The organism is Flavobacterium kochi, assembly GCF_048286715.1.
Taxonomy (GTDB): Bacteria; Bacteroidota; Bacteroidia; order Flavobacteriales; family Flavobacteriaceae; genus Flavobacterium.
Map to the genome: position 1 here is coordinate 1 of NZ_JBLVPW010000046.1, position 17045 is coordinate 17045.

General features: G+C 31.1%; 10 protein-coding genes and 1 CRISPR repeat array. Of the genes, 8 read left to right on the top strand and 2 right to left on the bottom strand.

The genetic code is table 11. The features are described 5' to 3' along the window. Positions 1 to 219: 219 nt before the first annotated feature. The gene (gene lepB, locus ACNQGH_RS21230) at positions 220 to 1827 is read right to left on the bottom strand and encodes a signal peptidase I (protein WP_417958019.1); all 1608 of its coding nucleotides are present in this window, start codon (positions 1825 to 1827) and stop codon (positions 220 to 222) included. A gap of 725 nt (positions 1828 to 2552) precedes the next feature. On the opposite strand from lepB, the gene ACNQGH_RS21235 reads away from it, so the two are divergent. The 5 genes from ACNQGH_RS21235 to ACNQGH_RS21255 all read left to right on the top strand — a co-directional run bounded on the left by ACNQGH_RS21235 (position 2553) and on the right by ACNQGH_RS21255 (position 5856). Further along, positions 2553 to 2852, top strand: coding sequence for a nucleotidyltransferase family protein (locus tag ACNQGH_RS21235; RefSeq protein ID WP_417958020.1), 300 nt, complete (start codon positions 2553 to 2555; stop codon positions 2850 to 2852). Next, complete coding sequence (locus ACNQGH_RS21240) at positions 2845 to 3192, top strand: HepT-like ribonuclease domain-containing protein (protein ID WP_417958021.1); 348 nt, start codon at positions 2845 to 2847, stop codon at positions 3190 to 3192. The genes ACNQGH_RS21235 and ACNQGH_RS21240 overlap by 8 nt, the downstream gene beginning before the upstream one ends. 296 nt (positions 3193 to 3488) lie before the next feature. Beyond that, on the top strand, positions 3489 to 3893 hold the full coding sequence (locus tag ACNQGH_RS21245) for a hypothetical protein (protein ID WP_417958022.1): 405 nt from the start codon (positions 3489 to 3491) through the stop codon (positions 3891 to 3893). Between the two features lie 170 nt (positions 3894 to 4063). Continuing rightward, positions 4064 to 4867 (top strand): S1 family peptidase, encoded by an 804-nt coding sequence (locus ACNQGH_RS21250; protein WP_417958023.1) that lies wholly within the window; start codon positions 4064 to 4066, stop codon positions 4865 to 4867. Between the two features lie 275 nt (positions 4868 to 5142). Continuing rightward, on the top strand, positions 5143 to 5856 hold the full coding sequence (locus ACNQGH_RS21255; RefSeq protein ID WP_417958024.1) for an endonuclease/exonuclease/phosphatase family protein: 714 nt from the start codon (positions 5143 to 5145) through the stop codon (positions 5854 to 5856). 452 nt (positions 5857 to 6308) lie between these two features. Here the strand turns inward: ACNQGH_RS21255 and ACNQGH_RS21260 are convergent, their stop codons facing one another. Next, on the bottom strand, positions 6309 to 7295 hold the full coding sequence (locus tag ACNQGH_RS21260; RefSeq protein WP_417958025.1) for a hypothetical protein: 987 nt from the start codon (positions 7293 to 7295) through the stop codon (positions 6309 to 6311). A 213-nt stretch (positions 7296 to 7508) separates the two neighbouring features. On the opposite strand from ACNQGH_RS21260, the gene cas9 reads away from it, so the two are divergent. Genes cas9 through cas2 form a run of 3 tightly spaced genes read left to right on the top strand, consistent with a single transcriptional unit; the run spans position 7509 to position 12825 of the window. Next, positions 7509 to 11585 (top strand): type II CRISPR RNA-guided endonuclease Cas9, encoded by a 4077-nt coding sequence (gene cas9 / locus ACNQGH_RS21265; RefSeq protein WP_417958026.1) that lies wholly within the window; start codon positions 7509 to 7511, stop codon positions 11583 to 11585. A gap of 2 nt (positions 11586 to 11587) precedes the next feature. After that, positions 11588 to 12505: a type II CRISPR-associated endonuclease Cas1 gene (cas1, locus tag ACNQGH_RS21270; RefSeq protein WP_417958027.1), complete on the top strand. Its 918-nt coding sequence runs from the start codon at positions 11588 to 11590 to the stop codon at positions 12503 to 12505. Further along, a complete protein-coding gene (gene cas2 / locus ACNQGH_RS21275; RefSeq protein ID WP_417958028.1) occupies positions 12478 to 12825 on the top strand; it encodes a CRISPR-associated endonuclease Cas2 in 348 nt (115 codons plus the stop codon). Before cas1 ends, cas2 begins: the two co-directional genes overlap by 28 nt. A gap of 117 nt (positions 12826 to 12942) precedes the next feature. Next, positions 12943 to 16856: direct repeats of the CRISPR family, unit length 46 nt; unit sequence GTTGGGAATTATAAGCTAAAATACAATTTTGAAAGCAATTCACAAC. Positions 16857 to 17045: the final 189 nt, after the last annotated feature.

Genomic DNA, 17045 nt, shown 5'->3' on the forward strand with positions numbered 1-17045 from the left:
AACAAAAACGCATAGCTGCCGTCAAACGAATGATGAAAAACTCAAACATTTCATTTGAAGAATTAGGTATAACTTAAAAACAACTGAATAGATGGTTTCTCTGAAGAATTAGGCAATGTATTATTGGGAAAATCAGTATGTTATATAATTCCTTATAATAAGTTAGATAGAATAGGGTGTCCAGTTTGCCCCGGAATACCCAATAAACATATAATGAACTTATTCTTTTTTCTTTTTCTTTATTATTTTATTAGCTACGGTGTAAAGAACTATTAATAATAAAAAATGCATTAAATAAGACTTAGGTTCACCCTTTCCATTTACTACAGAAAAAACACGATTCCATCTTACTTTGTTAAGACCACTACCATCTTTATCCCAACTAAACCAAATAAATACTGGTTTGCCTAATATATGATCAAAAGGAACATATCCCCAAAATCTTGCATCTAAAGAGTTTTGACGGTTATCTCCCATCATCCAGTAATAATCTTGCTTAAAAGTATAACTAGTGCTTATTTTTCCACTTATTACAATCTCATCGCCATTAACTTTTAAACTATTATTTTCATATTCTTGTATAATGCGTTTATAGAAAGGGAGTGTTTTTATGTCTAATTTAATAGTCTTTCCTTTTTTAGGAATATAAATAGGTCCAAAATTGTCTATATTCCAACCCAAAGAAGAAACATGAGGAAATACATCTCCATCTTCTCCCTTTGGTAATAAATATTTTTTAACTCCTTTAACTACTGGATTATTCGCTATCGTAGCTGCTTCTTTATCTGTTAATGTCAATAGATACTCTCCATTATTTGTAAGTGCAAAATCTCCATTTCCATTCTTCAAACCTTCCCTAGCTCCATACAAGTTTTCAAGGGAATTTTGATCCATATTTATACCTTGAGTATTTACAAAAAAGTTATATTGGGGTTTTGCACTTTCGGGCAATTTGGTTGGCTTTCCATTGATATAAATATCTCCTTCACGAATTTCCAAAGAATCTCCGGGTATTCCAACACAGCGTTTTACTAAATTTGTTTTTTTGTCAATCGGTTTGTAATAATTTCTTGTTGGTCTAAAATTATCCATATCCAATAAAGTATCTGCGGGTTGATTAAATACTACAATTTCATTGCGTTTAATCGTTTCAATCGAAGGGAATCTAAAATAGGGTAATTGAAACTTGCTTAATATTGATGTTTTTTTTTTTGTAACATCATCATTAAATAAATAAGATTTTACACCTGAAAAAGGAATTGAATCATGCACCATAGGCAATGCAACTGCAGTCATAGGGGTTCTTGCCCCAAAATTAATTTTACTTACAAATAAATAATCTCCAATTAACAATGTCTTTTCTAATGATGAAGATGGAATCGTAAATGGTTGTATAATGTAGGTATGTACCAATGTAGCAACAATAATAGCGAATAAAAAAGAACTCACAGTATCTTCCGTTTTAGTTTTCGGCTGTAAATCTCTATTCTCAATATATGTTAGCTTTTCAGAAGTATAGTTTAAAAAAGTAATATAGAATCCTAACGTTAGCAAAACCAATGCAGTATCCGGTCTGGAGTTTTTTCCAAAACTTCTAATAGTTTCTACCCAAACTACAGGAATCATTATAAGATTAATAATAGGAATAAAAAGTAAGAAAACCCACCATCGAGGGCGATTTATAATTTTCATTAAAATTACTAAATTGTAAATCGGTATAAATGATTCTACAGGCTTTCTCCCCGCTTTTACATAAAGTTTCCAAGTAGATATTCCATGAATAATTTGCATGATTAAAGTAAAAACGAGCCATTCTGATAAATTCATATTTTTGGGTTTTATTTTTTTTATAAAATTTTGAGTATCCAAGCCTAATATTTACTAGGAAAACAAACTTATTAATTGATCTTTTTTATAAATAAAAATATAATTAACGTAGTAAGATCTATACTGACATAGTATATGTAGTTTTTCACTTAATTTGTTACATAATAGTTCAATAAAAACCGCTTAAAATTTTATAACCTTTTCGTTTTTGCTAAATGTTGTTTATTGATGACATCTCGAAAAGTTAGTGTAAAAGTTTTTCTGTAATTATAACAATCAAAGATTCATGACAAAACATATATTTTACAGAAAAAACATATAAAAAAAATCCATTATTTCTAATGAAATTTCTTTGTAGAGCTTAAGGCGTTAGAATCAATAATTCAAGTAAATTTAGGGACTGATCAATTTTTAAATAAAATTGTAATTATTTTCGAACCAAAAAAAACCTCCAAAATCAAATGACTTTGGAGGTTTGTAAATTTTGGTGGTCCTTACGGTACCGTTTACGAACCATTTTATACAAGATTTAAAGAAACTTACAATCAAATAGTATTTTTAATATTCCTGCGATATGTTGCATTCTTGAAAATACGAAAGCTCCTGATTTATCCAAGCATTTCAATATATTTGTTTGCAATAAAATATTTTTTTTTCATAGACTTGGGTTGGCAGAAATTATAAAAAACCTGAGCGTTATAAAAACTTTTTTCCTAAATTTGAGCATGATTCTAATAGAAAGAAATATTGATGGTCTAAAAAAGCTTTGTTCTACATACAATGTGGACAAAATGTATCTTTTTGGATCAGCTCTAAATTCAAATTTTAGTGACAAAAGTGATATTGATTTTCTAGTCAAATTTAAATCTATTGAATTATCTCAATACTTTGAGAATTATATCAATCTAAAAGAGAATTTGAAGAAATTGTTTGGTCGTGAAGTAGATTTACTTGAAGAACAAACACTTAAAAATCCAATTCTTATAAAATCCATAAATAAATCTAAAGAGCTTATTTATGGATGAAAGAATCCTGAAATGGTTATTTGACATTAAAATGGCTATTGATGAAATTGATGGTTATTTTATAAACGAACAAAAGGATTTTTTTAAATATCGAGATAACTTGATGTTGAAAAGAGCGGTCGAAAGAGATTTAGAAATTATTGGTGAGGCAATGAATAGAATTATCACTCGCGATAATAATTATATAATTAAAATAACTAGCGCTAAAGCGATTGTTGGATTAAGGAATCAAGTTATCCATGCCTATGATAATATTTCTGATGAAAATATTTGGTCAGTTCTCATAAATCATCTTCCAAAACTTAAAGGCGAAATCGAAAATTTAATAGCCGAAAAATAACTACTAATAGCAAGGATTCGTCGTTCGCGTAACTCAAAAAAAATGAAACCTGTGTTGAACTGAGCCGATTGCCCGTCGGTAACACGATCCTCGTTAAATAGATTTCTTCTTATTCCGATTATCTAATCTTTTTGCTTGATACCCAACTTTTGCGCATGATGGCTTTTGCGCATGATTGAGTTGCATGGGAATACACCACTAAGACATTTTATCCCAAATAAAATCCATTTATTCGGGCAACCGGATGGAGAAACTGTAGAACAAAAAATAATCAAGAAAATGAATTATGGCAAAATTTGATAGAAGCTGTTGAAGCTTTTTCTGTAAAAAGTTTCCCTTCAACAATTATTCCTGCAAATGTTTCAGTAGAATCGAGACTTACTCCTATTATTTCAGAATACCTTGAAAAAATTATTTCTAAAAAAAGAATTTCTGACTTTTTATCAACTGGAGCTACGTACAGTCATCAACTAAATATTTTATTACCTCTATTGACAACATTCGAGGAATTTCCAACTATGCCCGATTTTTTAAGAGGGAATCTTAATTTACTCAGAAATTTGAGAAATCAACTAGCTCATGAAGGTAAATTAAAGAATATCGATAAATCAACAATTTCTACTTTGTTGTGCTCAGCAACTTTTGGTTTGACCTATCTTAATATTTTAGAGAAACATTTGAAAACTAAAAGTAAGAAATGAAAATTATAAAAATAAACGGCCACTAACGGTTTGCATTAATGGTTTAATTCTTTGATACTTTAGAAAATACTTTGATAACTAAAAGTTTGGTTTATATTTGTCAAGGCTCTGTGACATTCGCGCCACCTGATGCAAGCCACCGGACGTTAAGCACAACTAAAAACTACATCATGAAAAAAATTATCGGAATACTTTCAATTATAACAAATTTTTGCTTTGGTCAAAACGCAATTAGCCCATCAATTGTCGAAAATTCAAGAAATAGTTGTGTGAAGATTATGAGTTTGGAAGGCAATAGTGTTGGGACTGGATTTTTTATTTCTGATGATATTATTTTGACGTGTTTTCATGTAATTTCAAAAAGCTCAATAGTAAATGGAAACGTAAATTTTACAATTTTTGGGGACTTACAAGCAGTTACTGAAAACGGAGAAACAACGCCTTTAACATGCATAAGCATACCTACACCTCAAGCACCCGAACCTTATCTTCAAGATTTTGCATTGTTAAAAACAAGCAAAAATATTGTAAGCAAAATCATTTTACCACTTTCTTCAAAGATTGATTTTAGTATTACTGATCCAATAATATTTAGTGGTTATCCATTTGGAATCCCAACAATTGTGACTCACGTAGGTACAATCTCAGGATTTACGAAAGACGAATCACTAATCTGCATACAGTCATCAATAAATAAAGGAAATTCTGGTGGTGCCCTCATAAATAAGCAAGGTAAAGTTATTGGCATCGTAAGTTCAAAAGAAGGCGGGATTTCAGCAAATTTAGAAAGCTATCTAAATGCAATTAAAGAAAGCGAACAACAAGGTACAGTGCAATTAATGGGGATTAATCCACTTCAAGCTACCAAAGAGACAATTGTAATATTAGATAAATATATAAGCACTGGAATTGGTTATGCAAATAATATAAAATTTACCTCAGAATTTATACGAAAAAACAATATAAAATTATAAATAACTGTTCAACAGCAGTTTGGGTAAATTGGGATTTTTTGTGGAATTTCCGTTTTAAATCGTTTTTTCTTTTAGCAGAAAACATTCGGTTTCACAACTCCCAAACTCGCTAAACGCCAGAACGTCAAACTGTCTAAAAACAAGTTTATGACAATTTCATATTTGAGGTTTTTCAAAGATAAGAGTCTGAATTTATAAAATTAAAAAGAAGATTATTAGACAGACTGACGTTGGTGGTAACTGTGCTGAAATTGTGATTAAAACTAGATCTGGAAATGAAAATCATAACTTGGAATTGTAACATGGCTTTTCGAAAAAAAGCAAAATTCATTTTGGTTCATAAGCCGGATATTTTGATTGTTCCTGAGTGTGAAAATCCAGAAAAATTAAAATTTGTGCTAGGAACAAAATTGCCAACAGATATTCTTTGGCATGGAGCAAATCAAAACAAAGGTCTTGGCGTTTTTTCTTATAGCGATTATAAATTCAAGCTACTTGATTGTCATAATCCAAATTTCAAAAATATTTTGCCAATAGCTGTAACAGGCGGAAAAGTTGATTTTACATTATTTGCGATTTGGGCTAATAATCCAGAAGATAAAGATGGACAATATATAACTCAAATCTGGAAAGCTATAAATTACTATGAATCTTTACTATCTGAAAATGAAACTATTCTTATGGGAGATTTTAATAGTAATACAATATGGGACAAACCAAGAAGAGAAGGAAATCATTCAACTGTTGTCGAAAAATTAGAATCAAAAAATATTTTTAGTACTTATCATAAGTTTCATAAGCAATTGCAAGGAGAAGAAATTCATCCAACTTTATTTATGTATCGTCATGAGAATAAACCATATCATATTGATTACTGTTTTGCTTCGTCTGACTTTATGGAAAAATTGACTGGTGTAGAAGTTGGACTTTACAATGACTGGACTAATTATAGTGATCATAAACCTTTATCTGTTACTTTCGACTTCTGAAAAAATAACAGCAGCTACTGCAGGTGTTTGGTGAGATCGGAGCTTTCACTTTGCCCCGGAATGGGCTGTCCAGTTTGCCTAGAAATACCCACTTTTGTAGAATTTTCGGTCATCCGAAAATAATCGTCTTCTAGATTTATTAATAGACCTTAGATAATTCGAACCATTTTTATCAGTAAACATAGGCGTCTAAAGATTTTACATAAATAGAACTCAATTTTTAGAACCATAAAAAACCTCCAAAATCAAATAACTTTGGAGGTTTGTAATTTTTGGTGGTCCATACGGGACTGTTTACGAACCATTTCTTACAGGATTTAAAGAAGCTTTCTGACCAATAAATGTTGTATTTCAACTAAAAAAAATGCTCCTAGCCATCAAATAAATTGCATGATACTTATGGGGATAAAAAACAAGGCAATAATTTTTTTAGAAGTGTTGAGAAGCAGTGACTAAATATACTTGCTTTCTTCTTTGAGCATTGGTTCAATCCACTGATGCATTTCGTATATATCATTAAACTCAGGAAAAGGATTGCCCCCCCAAGGACTGTTCATTAAATAAGCATCGAAAAAGGCATCTGTGCTTCTTCTTGGATGATGCCACAAATAGCTTTCTTTTAAATTATTAATTACAGAATAATGATGGCTATGAATGAAATTATACCAAGTTTCTTCAACCTCATCTTCTGGTTTTATATCTATGATTTCCAATTCATAAAACTCACGGGATCTATTTTTAAACGATGCGTTAAGCATTAGTTTTTTAGCATCTACATCTGAATCAGGTGCACTATACCCAAAAATTGTAACGTATAATGATATTTTGAAATAATCTCTCAAAACCCCCCATTCATCACTGATTATTTTGTCAGAACTATAATTTTTATTTTCAACAGGATATAATAATTTCATATCATCATATGGTTTATAACAACGATGACAAATCCTGTTATATTTATATCCTTTAATATTACAATGCTTGCATACACCAACAGCAACATTTCCGTGTAAAAAAACAACATTGGGTAAGTTTACTATTTTAGAATGCCTTCTAATTGTTTTAAGCAATAAAGGATCCCAATTAAAAGTAGCAATCAAATCCTTTTTTCTCAGAGATAAGACCAAGTAATCATATAATGTAGGTTTGTCTGGAATATCCATTTCATAGAAATAATCATATACTTTTTTATCAATGATACCCTTAATAGAAGATAATGATATATCATTTGCTATATTACTATATAATTTTTCAAAATCAGTGAGTAAACCTTCAAATTTGTCTGGGATATAATTATATAAATCTAATTTTTCGACTAATGAATTCATTAAAGGAAGTTTTCTTCCGTTCTTATCACCATTTGGAAATGAAGCTAAACTAGCACCTGCTCCCAATAAAACCAAATGTGGCATTTCTTTAGATGGTAAAACACTTTTCATTATCTTATTTCACTTTTTAAATATTTAATTCCATAAAAAAAGCGACAACTGTAAAGATGCCGCTTTGAATGTTTTCACAACGGAATAATCCTTATTGTGAATTGCTTCAAAATTGTAATGCAAGTATACAACAAAAGTTTTAATGTTTGATTGAGGTTTTCCGTAAAAATTGTAACTAAATTTTTATTAAATTTAGAAATTAATTTTTTAGACATGAAAAAAATATTAGGCTTAGATTTGGGAACTACATCGATTGGATGGTCATTTATAAACGAAGCAGAGAATGAAAATGAAGTGTCATCAATAATAAATACGGGCGTCCGCATTGTTCCACTTACAACAGATGAAGAAGCAGATTTCAAAAAAGGAAATACCATTTCTATCAATGCTGATAGAACTTTAAAACGTGGAGCAAGAAGAGGTTTGCAACGTTTCAAACAAAGAAGAGACGCATTATTAGAAACGTTCAGTAAATTAAATTTCATTCCTACTGATTTTATTTATGCAGAAATAGGAAAAGAAACTACTTTTTCATCTTATAAATTAAGAGCCAAATCAGCAACTGAAGCCATTACTAAAGAAGAATTAGTAAAAGTTCTTTTAATGTTGAATAAAAAGCGTGGATACAAAAGTAGTAGAAAAGCAAAAACAGCCGAAGAGGGAGAGGCGATTGATGGAATGGCGATTGCTACAACACTTTTTGAAAAAAATATGGCTCCTGGGCAATGGGTTTTTAATTCGCTCTCAAATGGGGGAAAATATATTCCTGATTTCTATCGTTCAGATTTGCAAAAGGAATTGGAAAGGATTGTGCATTTTCAAAAGCAATTTCATTTTGAAAAAATAAATGATAAATTACTTGAAGAAATTCAAGGAAAATCAAGAACACAAACTTCTCAACATTTTAATAAAACATTAAAAATAGAACTTGCTGAAAATAAGGGCTCCCGAGAAGAGACAAAATTGCGGCATTACAAATGGAGAAACAATGCTGTAGTAAATGAGCTTGATTTAAAAGTTATTGCATTTGTCATTACTGAAATCAATAATCAAATAAATCAGTCAAGCGGTTATCTTGGTGCCATAAGCGACCGAAGTAAAGAATTGTATTTCAATAAAGAAACAGTTGGGCAATTCCAATATAAACAACTTCAGAATAATGTGCATTCTAAGTTAAAAAATCAAGTTTTTTACCGGCAAGATTATTTGGATGAATTTGAAAAAATTTGGGAGACACAAGCGAAATTCCATCCTGAATTAAGTGATAAACTCAAATCAGAAGTTAGAGATATTACGATTTTCTATCAAAGAAAATTAAAATCTCAAAAACATTTAGTGAGTTTTTGTGAATTTGAAAAAGGACATAAAGCGATTCCAAAATCCTCTCCTTTATTTCAAGATTTCAGAATTTGGCAGAATATCAATAATATTGAATTTAAAAAAGACAAAGAAGTTTATCCTATAGGCGAAGAACTAAAACAAATTATTAGTCAAGACCTTTTGTTCAAAGAAAGTATGACTGATACACAGTTTATCAAATTTATTATCAATCAATGTAAATTAGAAAAAGGCAATTATTCTATTAATTTCAAAAAAATTGAAGGCAACAGAACTAACGCAGAGATTTACAAAGCTTTTGAGAAAATTTTAGTTTTAGAAGGCTATGATGAATTAGACCTTTCAAAATTAGATGCTTTAGACATAAAAAAAATTATCAAATCTGCTTTTTCTGATTTAGAAATTAACACCAATATTTTAGATTTTGACCCAACCATTCAAGGTAATGATTTTGACAAACAACCCTATTATCAATTCTGGCATTTATTATATTCATCCGAAGAAGATGAAAAATTAAAAGAAATCTTAGTTAAAAAATTTGGTTTCAAAGAAAATCATATTCCTTTTCTTTTAAACATAAAACTGCAAGCAGATTACGGAAGTTTGAGTGCAAAAGCTATCAAAAAAGTATTGCCTCATTTGATGGACGGACATATTTATGATAAAGCCTGTTTATTAGTTGGATACAACCATTCATCATCATTAACTACAGAACAAAATAATGAAAGAATTTTAAAAGACACATTAGATCTAATCAAGAAAAATAGTCTAAGAAATCCAGTGGTAGAAAAAATTCTCAATCAAATGATTAATGTGATTAATGCCATTATGGAAGACCCGACAATGGGAAAACCGCATGAAATTAGGGTAGAATTGGCGCGTGAGTTAAAAGCAAATAATGAACAACGAAAAAAAGCTACTTCGGATATTAACACTGCAACTACTGAGCACGAAAGAATTATAAAATTATTGCATAGCGAATTTGGGATACACAGAGTAACTCGAAATGATATTATTAGATACAAACTTTGGAAAGAAACAGATGGAATTTCTTTATATACGGGAAAACCAATAGAACCTTCATTATTATTTACAAAAGAGTACGACATTGAACATATCATACCAAAATCAAGATTGTTTGATGATAGTTTCTCTAATAAAACGCTTTGTGAAAGACAATTTAACATCGAAAAAAGTAACCGGACAGCATTTTCTTATTGCGAAGAAAGATTAAATGAATTTGAATTTTCACAATATGAAAATCGTATGAAAGACTTATTCAAAAGCGGAAAAATAAAATACACCAAATACAAAAAGCTTTTAATGGCTGACCATGAAATTCCCGAGGATTTTATTGAACGGCAATTAAGAGAAACACAATACATTGCCAAAAAAGCAAAAGAAATTCTATTAGAAGTTTCCAGAAATGTAACGACAACTATTGGAAGCGTGACCGACAAATTGCGAGAGGATTGGGAACTTGTGGATGTAATGAAAGAACTTAATTGGGGTAAATATGATAAATTAGGTTTGACATTTGAGGAAAAAGGCAAAAACGGAGAGCGTTTAAACAAAATTCTAAACTGGACAAAAAGAAACGACCATCGTCATCACGCAATGGACGCCATAACGGTTGCGTTCACCAAACCTGCTTATATTCAGTATTTGAATAATCTCAATGCTCGAAATAAGGAAGATAAAAAAGGAACTGAAATCTATGGTATTGAAACCAAATATTTACAAAAAGATAAAAACGGAAAATTGCGTTTTAAAAAACCTATGCCTCACTTTAGAGAAGAGGCAAAAAAGCAACTCGAAAGTATTATAATTTCCTATAAAGCCAAAAGCAAAGTAGTCACCAAGAATAAAAACATCTCTAAAAAAAACGGGGGTATCAATCAAAAAATTCAACTTACTCCCCGCGGGCAATTGCACAAAGAAACCGTTTATGGAAAACTGCAACAATATGCTACTAAAGAAGAAAAAGTAAACGCTAATTTCACGGTAGAATACATCAATAAGGTTGCGAAAAAACAATACCGAGAAGCTTTGCTAACTCGATTATCTGAAAATGACAACGACCCGAAAAAAGCTTTTACAGGCAAAAATGCTTTAGTTAAAAATCCTATTTATTTGGATGCTGAAAAAAAAGATGCATTACCCGAAAAAGTAAAAATAGTTTGGATAGAAGATGATTATGCCATTAGAAAAGATATCAGTCCCGAATTGAAAATTGAAAAAGTAATTGATGTTGGTATAAAAAGAATACTGCAAAAACGACAGCATGATTATAATGGAGATGCAAAAAAAGCCTTTTCTAATCTAGACGAAAACCCAATTTGGCTCAACAAAGAAAAAGGAATTGCCATAAAAAGAGTAACCATTAGTGGCGTTAGCAATGCACAAGCTTTGCATTCCAAAAAAGATCATTTAGGAAACGAAATTTTGGGCGAAGACGGAAAAACAATTGGCGTTGATTTTGTGAGTACCGGAAACAACCATCACGTCGCTATTTACAAAGATGAAAAAGGAAATCTACAAGAGGAAGTGGTTTCTTTTTATGATGCTGTGGTTCGTAGTAATTTAGGATTAACTGTTATCAATAAAAATCACGCAAACGGTTGGAAGTTTTTGTTTACAATGAAGCAAAATGAGTTTTTTATATTTCCATCAGAAACGTTTAACCCGCAGGAAATTGATTTACAAAATCCTAATAATTATCATTTGATTAGTCCTAACATATTTAGAGTTCAGAAATTATCAATTGTAAAATATGGTAATACTAATATCCGTGACTTTGTCTTTAGACATCATTTGGAAACAACTGTTGAGGATAAAAAAGAATTGGTAAACATAACTTATAAACAAATTAAAAGCTTGTCTCCACTAAAAGAAATTATCAAAGCCAGAATCAATCATTTAGGTCAAATTGTTCAACTTGGAGAATATTAATTATGATAAAACGAACCCTTTTCTTTGGTAATCCCGCATATTTGAGTACCAAAAATGAGCAAATTGTCATCTCTTATCCCGACAAGCAACAAGAAACCAAAACTGTGGCTATTGAAGACATAGGCGTAATCGTTTTAGAAAACCAACAAATCACAATTACCAACGGATTGTTGGAAAAACTGACTCATAACAATGTGGCACTAATCAATTGCGACCAACAACATTTACCTATTGGTTTGTTGATGCCCTTGAACGGACATACGGAACAATCGGAACGATTTAGAAACCAGATTAATGCTTCTGCCCCACTCAAAAAGAATTTGTGGCAACAAACCATCAGTTCCAAAATTATGAACCAAGCGGGATTGCTTAAAGAGAAAGGAATCCCGATGCGAAAAATGGAACTTTGGGCAAAAGAGGTCACCTCAGGTGACGCACTCAATCACGAGGCGAGAGCGGCCGTTTATTATTGGCAAAACCTTATCACTGTGGAAGATTTCACCCGAGGACAAAAAGGGATTCCGCCCAATAATTTGTTGAATTATGGCTATGCTATTTTGCGAGCCATTACCGCAAGAGCTATTGTCAGTTCTGGAATGCTGCCTACTTTAGGTATCTTTCATCGCAACAAATATAATGCCTATTGCCTTGCTGATGATATAATGGAACCCTATCGTCCGTATGTGGATTTGATTGTATCCCACATTATGGAAACCGAAGATTCGTATGAAGAATTAACCATTGACATCAAAAAACAATTGTTAAGCATTGCCACAATTGACGTGTTTATAGATGGTAAAAGCAGTCCCCTGATGGTGGCGATGAGCCGGACAACACATTCTTTACACGAATGCTTTGAGGGGAAATCCAGAAAAATTTTATACCCCCGTTTATGTATGACGAACATTACACCCGTTTAAACCAATATAGAAGTTTGTGGATATTAGTATTTTTTGACTTGCCCACCGAAACCCGTAAGGAACGTAAAACAGCTTCTTCTTTTAGAAAGAATTTGTTAGACGATGGTTTTTCTATGTTTCAATTTTCAATCTATATGCGGTTTTGTGCCAGCAGGGAAAATGCCGAAGTACACACCAAAAGAATAAAAAACAACTTACCAGAACACGGCAAAATTGGTGTGATGCAAATAACTGATAAACAATTTGGGATGATGGAACTTTTTTATGGGAAAAAGCTCGTTGAAACGGACAAACCTTCGCAACAATTGGAACTATTTTAGTGTCATAGGATTAGAAAAAAGTATAACTCGCTGTACAACAACAGATAAACACCATTCCTTTTCAATTTCAAAACAAACCCATAACTACCAACATATCAAACGATTATATCGCGGTATGTTGGGAATTATAAGCTAAAATACAATTTTGAAAGCAATTCACAACTTTAGACAATCATTAATACAGAATTAAAAAGTTGGGAATTATAAGCTAAAATACAATTTTGAAAGCAATTCACAACTAGCAAAATAAAAAAGGACTAAATAAGCAGTTGGGAATTATAAGCTAAAATACAATTTTGAAAGCAATTCACAACTGCTTGCTCTTGAGTTAATGGAGTGCCTTTGTTGGGAATTATAAGCTAAAATACAATTTTGAAAGCAATTCACAACACCGCTTCCGCTGCTGCTTGTAGAAGAGGTGTTGGGAATTATAAGCTAAAATACAATTTTGAAAGCAATTCACAACTTGATAGCATCGAGGCGGCTTTAATCGGTAGTTGGGAATTATAAGCTAAAATACAATTTTGAAAGCAATTCACAACCATCGTCTACGATACCCATTCTGTCTGCTCGTTGGGAATTATAAGCTAAAATACAATTTTGAAAGCAATTCACAACTTGTATGGGGGTTTAATGTGTTGGTTTGGGTTGGGAATTATAAGCTAAAATACAATTTTGAAAGCAATTCACAACTAAATAATTAAATAAATATTACTTTTATTAGTTGGGAATTATAAGCTAAAATACAATTTTGAAAGCAATTCACAACATGTCAGAAACAATTTGCGTTAACCCCTTGGTTGGGAATTATAAGCTAAAATACAATTTTGAAAGCAATTCACAACAACAGAAGGAAGCGATGTAACAGTACTAGAGTTGGGAATTATAAGCTAAAATACAATTTTGAAAGCAATTCACAACATTTTATTATTGTCGTTATTTTTAACGATTGTTGGGAATTATAAGCTAAAATACAATTTTGAAAGCAATTCACAACACGAAACTGTTCCAATGTTATTTCAAATGAGTTGGGAATTATAAGCTAAAATACAATTTTGAAAGCAATTCACAACAGTGGATGCCTTACATGAAAATCTATTATAGTTGGGAATTATAAGCTAAAATACAATTTTGAAAGCAATTCACAACCATCCATACCGTCATCGGTAAGCGTTTCATGTTGGGAATTATAAGCTAAAATACAATTTTGAAAGCAATTCACAACAAAGAGCAGCTATTTAATTACGGGATTGAGTTGGGAATTATAAGCTAAAATACAATTTTGAAAGCAATTCACAACCATTCCAAACTACTTTCTCTAGGTTTACCCGTTGGGAATTATAAGCTAAAATACAATTTTGAAAGCAATTCACAACATTTGTGGTCATTGTTTTCATGTTTATTTGTTGGGAATTATAAGCTAAAATACAATTTTGAAAGCAATTCACAACTTAATCAGATCGACATATCCATCGATTGAAGTTGGGAATTATAAGCTAAAATACAATTTTGAAAGCAATTCACAACTTACTTGAATCATCGGCTATTTCTATTATTGTTGGGAATTATAAGCTAAAATACAATTTTGAAAGCAATTCACAACTATGTACACGATGTTTATGATACACCAATGGTTGGGAATTATAAGCTAAAATACAATTTTGAAAGCAATTCACAACAACATCTCTTCTAATTTTCATTGCTCCGTGTTGGGAATTATAAGCTAAAATACAATTTTGAAAGCAATTCACAACGAACAGGGGGAATTCCATACCGTTTCAAGAGTTGGGAATTATAAGCTAAAATACAATTTTGAAAGCAATTCACAACTTAATCAGATCGACATATCCATCGATTGAAGTTGGGAATTATAAGCTAAAATACAATTTTGAAAGCAATTCACAACAAAGCGTTAATGATAAATAAAAACAAGGCGTTGGGAATTATAAGCTAAAATACAATTTTGAAAGCAATTCACAACTAGATGCCGCTTATGGTCAAATTCCAGAAGGTTGGGAATTATAAGCTAAAATACAATTTTGAAAGCAATTCACAACTAGTCGATTTGAAAGGGGCACTAAAGGCTCGTTGGGAATTATAAGCTAAAATACAATTTTGAAAGCAATTCACAACGGAGGAGTTGCTTCGGGCGGGGTTGCTTTGGTTGGGAATTATAAGCTAAAATACAATTTTGAAAGCAATTCACAACTGGCAAGCAAACGCGAAATTAGTCAAAGGGTTGGGAATTATAAGCTAAAATACAATTTTGAAAGCAATTCACAACTGAGAAACAGAAGCGTTATAATAATTGTTTGTTGGGAATTATAAGCTAAAATACAATTTTGAAAGCAATTCACAACTCCTACTTCTCTTGAGCGAATACTTTTAACGTTGGGAATTATAAGCTAAAATACAATTTTGAAAGCAATTCACAACTCGTAAGGCGTTAATCGTGTTCTATTATCCGTTGGGAATTATAAGCTAAAATACAATTTTGAAAGCAATTCACAACTCGTTCGGGGAATTTTATTTAAGCAACGCGGTTGGGAATTATAAGCTAAAATACAATTTTGAAAGCAATTCACAACACAAATCATCTGTTAATACCGCTAAAGTGTGTTGGGAATTATAAGCTAAAATACAATTTTGAAAGCAATTCACAACGACGGATATACCTATGAAAAAATTGATTAAGTTGGGAATTATAAGCTAAAATACAATTTTGAAAGCAATTCACAACAACGTCTACACTTATTAATTTTGCTGCAAGTTGGGAATTATAAGCTAAAATACAATTTTGAAAGCAATTCACAACACATGAAAATTACGGGTAATTACTATCAATGTTGGGAATTATAAGCTAAAATACAATTTTGAAAGCAATTCACAACTGAGAAACAGAAGCGTTATAATAATTGTTTGTTGGGAATTATAAGCTAAAATACAATTTTGAAAGCAATTCACAACTGATAAAGATATTTCTGTTTTCGGTTCATTGTTGGGAATTATAAGCTAAAATACAATTTTGAAAGCAATTCACAACATATATCTTTGAAACATGGCTAGAAATATAGTTGGGAATTATAAGCTAAAATACAATTTTGAAAGCAATTCACAACCCAGTGTAAGAGATAGTTTGATATCAGATGGTTGGGAATTATAAGCTAAAATACAATTTTGAAAGCAATTCACAACAGTTCTTGTAATTGAAATATTAGTAGATGCGTTGGGAATTATAAGCTAAAATACAATTTTGAAAGCAATTCACAACTTAATCAGATCGACATATCCATCGATTGAAGTTGGGAATTATAAGCTAAAATACAATTTTGAAAGCAATTCACAACACTTACAATAAAGAGACGTAAACCTATTTTGTTGGGAATTATAAGCTAAAATACAATTTTGAAAGCAATTCACAACTTTACGGCCATGCCGGATTACGTTTTAATTGTTGGGAATTATAAGCTAAAATACAATTTTGAAAGCAATTCACAACCAAATCAGCCCGATTACCAAATTAGCCACAGTTGGGAATTATAAGCTAAAATACAATTTTGAAAGCAATTCACAACTTTCTGGATAAACCGGATTATAATTTTCTCGTTGGGAATTATAAGCTAAAATACAATTTTGAAAGCAATTCACAACCTTGTACATCAGTATCATCAAGACTTACGTGTTGGGAATTATAAGCTAAAATACAATTTTGAAAGCAATTCACAACTAACAACGCCTTATCTATAAGATGTAAATTGTTGGGAATTATAAGCTAAAATACAATTTTGAAAGCAATTCACAACTGGAAAGTGAGGGCGAAATTGGCTAGACCAGTTGGGAATTATAAGCTAAAATACAATTTTGAAAGCAATTCACAACTAATGTTAGAAAATGGCGTTTGGATTCCCAGTTGGGAATTATAAGCTAAAATACAATTTTGAAAGCAATTCACAACTCGATGCCGCTTATGGTCAGATTCCAGAAGGTTGGGAATTATAAGCTAAAATACAATTTTGAAAGCAATTCACAACTCGTCTGTCAGTTTTAATAACTACCTATTCCAGTGAAAGTGTACACCCTATTCTATCTAACTTATTATAAGAAATTATATAACATACTGATTTTCACAATAATATATTGCCTAATTCTTCAGAGAAACCATCTATTCAGTTGTTTTTAAGTTATACCTAATTCTTCAAATGAAATGTTTGAGTTTTTCA

Coding starts and splice junctions, on each gene's coding strand:
- ACNQGH_RS21260 (WP_417958025.1), bottom strand. CDS start 7,295: ATGAAAAGTGTTTTACCATCTAAAGAAATGCCACATTTGGTTTTATTG.
- cas1 (WP_417958027.1), top strand. CDS start 11,588: ATGATAAAACGAACCCTTTTCTTTGGTAATCCCGCATATTTGAGTACC.
- cas9 (WP_417958026.1), top strand. CDS start 7,509: ATGAAAAAAATATTAGGCTTAGATTTGGGAACTACATCGATTGGATGG.
- lepB (WP_417958019.1), bottom strand. CDS start 1,827: ATGAATTTATCAGAATGGCTCGTTTTTACTTTAATCATGCAAATTATT.
- ACNQGH_RS21235 (WP_417958020.1), top strand. CDS start 2,553: ATGATTCTAATAGAAAGAAATATTGATGGTCTAAAAAAGCTTTGTTCT.
- ACNQGH_RS21255 (WP_417958024.1), top strand. CDS start 5,143: ATGAAAATCATAACTTGGAATTGTAACATGGCTTTTCGAAAAAAAGCA.
- cas2 (WP_417958028.1), top strand. CDS start 12,478: ATGTATGACGAACATTACACCCGTTTAAACCAATATAGAAGTTTGTGG.
- ACNQGH_RS21240 (WP_417958021.1), top strand. CDS start 2,845: ATGGATGAAAGAATCCTGAAATGGTTATTTGACATTAAAATGGCTATT.
- ACNQGH_RS21250 (WP_417958023.1), top strand. CDS start 4,064: ATGAAAAAAATTATCGGAATACTTTCAATTATAACAAATTTTTGCTTT.